The organism is Streptomyces sp. NPDC087844 (assembly GCF_044742785.1).
Taxonomy (GTDB): domain Bacteria; phylum Actinomycetota; class Actinomycetes; order Streptomycetales; family Streptomycetaceae; genus Streptomyces.
Genome location: NZ_JBIUVD010000060.1, coordinates 1 through 4,977 on the forward strand (window position 1 = coordinate 1; position 4,977 = coordinate 4,977).

The following is a 4,977-nucleotide window of genomic DNA, read 5'->3' on the forward strand; positions in this document are numbered from 1 at the left end:
GCCGGGGGGCTTGCCGGTTCCGATGCGCGGCGGATGGCCCGGTCCGGGGTGGAAGGACTCTCCGCCGAACAGGGCCTCGCCCTGTTCGACGCCGCGAGCACGTTGGCTGACGCGGCCCTGCTGCCCGTACGGCTCGACCTCAAGGCCCTTGCCGGCGCGGGCGAACACCTGCCCCATCTGTTCAGGGGCCTCGTGGGCAGGACGGCCCGGCCGGCGATCGACACCGGGGCGGGCTCCGCGGCGGCGCTTGTCCGGCGGCTGGACGGCGTGCCGCCGGACGAACGCGGCGAGATGCTGCTGGAAGTGGTCCGCAGCCACGCGGGCGCGGTCCTCGGACATGGCGACTACCGCGCGATCGAGCCGGAACGGGCCTTCAGCGACCTCGGCTTCGACTCCCTCAGCGCGGTCGAACTGCGCAACAGCCTCAACTCGGTGACCGGCCTGCGTCTGTCGCCGACGCTGGTCTTCGACTATCCCAACGCCCGCGTCCTCGCCGCTCACATGGCGGCGGAGCTGGTGCCCGACTCGGCCGGGACCGACGCCGGTGAGGAGACGGTTCGGCGGATCCTGCGGACCATTCCCCTGAACCGGCTGCGCGAGTCGGGCCTGATGGACAGCCTCCTCGAACTCGCCAATGCCCAGGAGCGGGATCCGGCTCCGGCCGACGGCCCCTCCGACGAACTCTCCATCGACGTGATGGACGCGGAAAGCCTGATCACCCTGGCGCTCGAAGGCGCCGGTCTCGATGACACGACGCGGGAAGAGTGAACGACGATGCCCAATTCCGACGAGAAACTCCTCCAGGCACTCAGGACATCGCTCAAGGAGACCGAACGGCTGCGCGCGCAGCATCGCCGGCTCACCTCGGACCTGCGCGAACCGATAGCCATCGTCGCGATGGCCTGCCGCTACCCGGGAGGGGTCCAGTCGCCGGAAGACCTCTGGAACCTGGTCACCGATGGGGCAGAGGGGCTTTCCGGCTTCCCCGTCGATCGTGGCTGGGATCTGGCCGGGCTTTTTGATCCTGAGCCCGGTCGTCCTGGGAAGAGTTACGTGGACCGGGGCGGGTTTCTGCATGATGCCGCCGGGTTCGATCCCGGGTTCTTCGGGATCAGTCCGAACGAGGCGTGGTTGATGGATCCGCAGCAGCGGTTGCTGCTGGAGGTGTCGTGGGAGGCGTTGGAGCGGGCGGGGATCGATCCGTCGTCGTTGCGGGGCAGTTCGACGGGTGTCTTCGCCGGGATGATGTACCACGACTACGCCTACAACAGCAGTACGGGTTCGGTCGCGTCGGGGCGCATCTCGTACACGCTCGGTCTGGAGGGTCCGGCTGTCACTGTCGACACGGCCTGCTCCTCCTCGCTGGTGGCACTGCATCTCGCGGTGCAGGCACTCCGTTCCGGCGAATGCTCCCTCGCACTGGTCGGCGGTGTCGCGGTGATGGCGACCCCGGATGTCTTCGTCGAGTTCAGTCGTCAGCGGGGGCTGGCCCCAAACGGGCGGGCGAAGTCGTTCGCGGCCGGAGCCGACGGCACCTCGTGGGGTGAGGGCGCGGGCATGCTGCTGGTGGAACGGCTGTCGGACGCGCGCGCCAACGGTCATCCGGTGCTGGCGGTCGTTCGTGGCTCCGCGGTGAACCAGGACGGCGCGTCGAACGGCCTGACGGCGCCGAACGGTCCGTCCCAGCGCCGCGTGATCCGCCAGGCCCTCGCCAACGCCCGTGTGTCGTCGGACCAGGTGGACGCGGTGGAGGCGCACGGTACGGGGACGACGCTGGGTGATCCGATCGAGGCGCAGGCACTGCTGGCGACGTATGGGCAGGATCGTCCGGCGGGCAGTCCGCTGTGGCTCGGGTCGATCAAGTCGAACATCGGGCACACGCAGGCGGCGGCAGGTGTGGCGGGCATCATCAAGATGGTCAAGGCCATGGAGCACGGCGTCCTTCCACGGACCCTGCACGTGGACGAGCCCACCCCTCACGTGGACTGGGCATCGGGCGACGTGGAGTTGCTGACCCAGGCGCGGGAGTGGCCGGAGACCGATGGTCGTCCGCGGCGGGCGGGCGTCTCCTCGTTCGGCATCAGCGGCACCAACGCCCATGTGATCGTCGAAGCGGCACCACCCGTCGAGGCGGAATCCGGCAAGGAGTCCGGAGTACCGCTGGAAGTCATCCCCTGGCCGATCTCCGCACGCGGTGAAGCAGGGATACGCGCTCAGGCCGGACGGCTGGCCGCGTTCGTCCGGGCCGAAGGGCACCTCACGCCGCAGGACATCGGATTCTCCCTGGCGACCTCACGCGCGCACCTGGCACACCGTGCCGTGGTCGTCGGCCGTGACCGCGCCGAACTGCTGTCCCGGCTGGACGAGTTGGCGGAGGGCGTCCCGGGCCGCGGGGTGGTGCGGGGAGCGGTGAGCTCTGGGCGTACGGCGTTCCTGTTCTCGGGTCAGGGGGCGCAGCGGGTCGGTATGGGTCGGGAGTTGTACGAGGCGTTCCCGGTGTTCGCGGTTGCGTTCGACGCGGTGTGTGGTGAGTTGGACGGGCTTCTGGATCGGCCGTTGCGTGAGGTGGTGTGGTCGCACGCCGATCTGTTGGATCGGACGGTGTTCGCGCAGGCGGGTTTGTTCGCGGTCGAGGTGGCGTTGTTCCGGCTGCTCGAATCGTGGGGCGTACGGCCGGACTTCGTGGCGGGTCATTCGATCGGTGAGTTGGTGGCGGCGCATGTGGCCGGGGTGTTCTCGCTGGTGGACGGGGCGCGGCTGGTGGCCGCCCGGGGCCGGTTGATGCAGGGGTTGCCGTCGGGTGGGGCGATGGCCGCGATCCAGGCGGGCGAGGACGAGGTCGCTCCGTTGCTGGACGGCGCGGAGGTGGCGATCGCGGCGGTCAACGGCCCGGACGCGGTGGTGGTGTCCGGTGCGGAGGCCCAAGTCGCGGCGATTGAGGCTCATTTCACCGCGCTGGGTCGTAAGACGAGCCGGCTGCGGGTGTCGCACGCCTTCCATTCCCCGCTCATGGATCCGATGCTCGACGACTTCCGCGAAGTCGCCGAGAGCGTCACCTACAGCGCGCCCGTCATCCCGGTCGTCTCCAACGTGACGGGCGGATCGGCGGAAGACCTCGGCTCGGCCGACTACTGGGTGCGGCACGTCCGCGAGGCCGTCCGCTTCGCCGACGGCGTCCGGACCATGCACGACGAGGGCGTCACCCGCTTCGTGGAACTGGGCCCCGACGGAGTCCTGACCGCGATGGCACAAGCGTGCCTGGAGGCCTCCGACGAGACGGTGGCCGTGCCCACCTTGGTCGCCGAGCGATCCGAGACCGCCACGCTGCTCACAGCGTTCGGCACGCTGCACGCCAACGGGGTTCCGGTGAACTGGGAGGCACTGTTCGACAGCCGTGGCGCTGTACGGGTGGACCTGCCCACCTACGCCTTCCAGCGCGACCGGTTCTGGCTGCTCGATGCCTCGGCCACCGGTGACGCGACCTCCCTGGGCCTCGGGCCGGTCGACCATCCGCTCCTCGGCGCGGTCACGGGCCTGCCCGGCTCCGGTGTGCTGGTGCTGACCGGTCGGCTGTCGGCCGACTCCCACCCCTGGCTCAGTGACCACCGCATGCTGGGCGGCGTGGTCGTGCCGGGGACCGCGCTGCTGGAGCTGGCGATCCACGCCGGTGACCACGCGGGGTGCCCCGTGGTCGAGGAGCTGACGCTCCAGGCGCCACTGGTGCTGCCCGAGTACGGCGGTGTCGCCGTGCAGGTCGTGGTGGAGGCCGCCGACGAGACCGGTCGGCGGGTGATCGGCGTCTACTCCCAGGCCGACGCCACCGACCAGGTGTGGGTCCGCCACGCCACCGGCGTTCTCGGCGACGAGGCCGGGGAACCGTCGGCCGACCTGGAGGCCTGGCCGCCGCCGGGCGCGATCGCGGTGCCGGTCGACGGCGCCTACGAAGAACTCGCGGCCGCCGGCTACGACTACGGACCGCTGTTCCAGGGACTGCGGGCGGTGTGGCGGCGCGGTGACGAACTGTTCGCGGACATAGCTCTGCCGCAGGACGAGGAGCACGCGCTTGAGGAGGCGGCCGCGTTCGGCATGCACCCCGCGCTGCTCGACGCCGTCCTGCACACCGCTCTGGTGACCCGGGACGACCATGCCGCCAACGAGATGGTCCTCCCGTTCGCATGGAACGGCGTACGACTGTTCGCGTCCGGGGCCTCGGCCGTGCGGGCGCGGCTCACGCCGACGGACTCGGACGGGACTGCGCTGCGGCTGACCGACGAGGCGGGCAGCCCGGTGCTGACCGTGGACTCCTTGGTCTCGCGCCCGTGGTCGGCCGGGCAACTCACCGCCGTCACGACGACGTCTCACGATTCGCTGTACCGGTTGGAGTGGACCCCGACCGGGTCCGGCACGGGTACCGAGGTGTCCTGGGCGCTGTGGGACGACCTGATCGACGCGTCCGAGGTGCCCGACGTAGTGGTGCTGCCGGTCACCGGCGGGGGCGCCGGCGAGGTGCGTGCCGCAGTGCACCGTACGGTCGAGGTCGTGCAGGCGTGGTTGGCCGAGGACAGGTTCGCCGGGTCTCGGTTGGCCGTGGTGACCAGTGGTGCGGTCGCTCTGGACGGCGAGGACGGCACGGACCTCGCGGGCGCGGCGGTGTGGGGCCTGATGCGGTCGGCCCAGTCGGAAGAGCCGGGCCGCATTCTCCTGGTGGACACGGACACCCCTGCTGACTTGTCCCGCCTGGCCGGTGACGCGACAGCGGTGGAAGAGCCCCAGCTGGTGATCCGGGACGGTGCCGCTCACGTCCCGCGACTGGCCAGGCTCTCCCCTCCGGAGGACCCGGCAGACCGGAACGGCGGGGTCACCGCGACGCCCGTCTTCAACAGTGACGCCGGTGCTGTTCTGGTGACGGGTGCGTTCGGTGCGCTGGGCAGTCTGGTGGCGCGGCATCTCGTTGTCGAGCACGGGGTGCGGCGTCTG

At 70.6% G+C, this 4,977-nt stretch carries 1 protein-coding gene and 1 pseudogene; both read left to right on the forward strand.

What is annotated here, in order from left to right:
- Window positions 1–768 (forward strand): beta-ketoacyl reductase (locus ACIOKD_RS41960; RefSeq protein ID WP_402093744.1); only part of this gene is annotated, 768 nt, incomplete at its 5' end.
- Between the two features lie 15 nt (window positions 769–783).
- Window positions 784–4,977: pseudogene (locus ACIOKD_RS41965) on the forward strand (type I polyketide synthase); the annotation flags it as partial.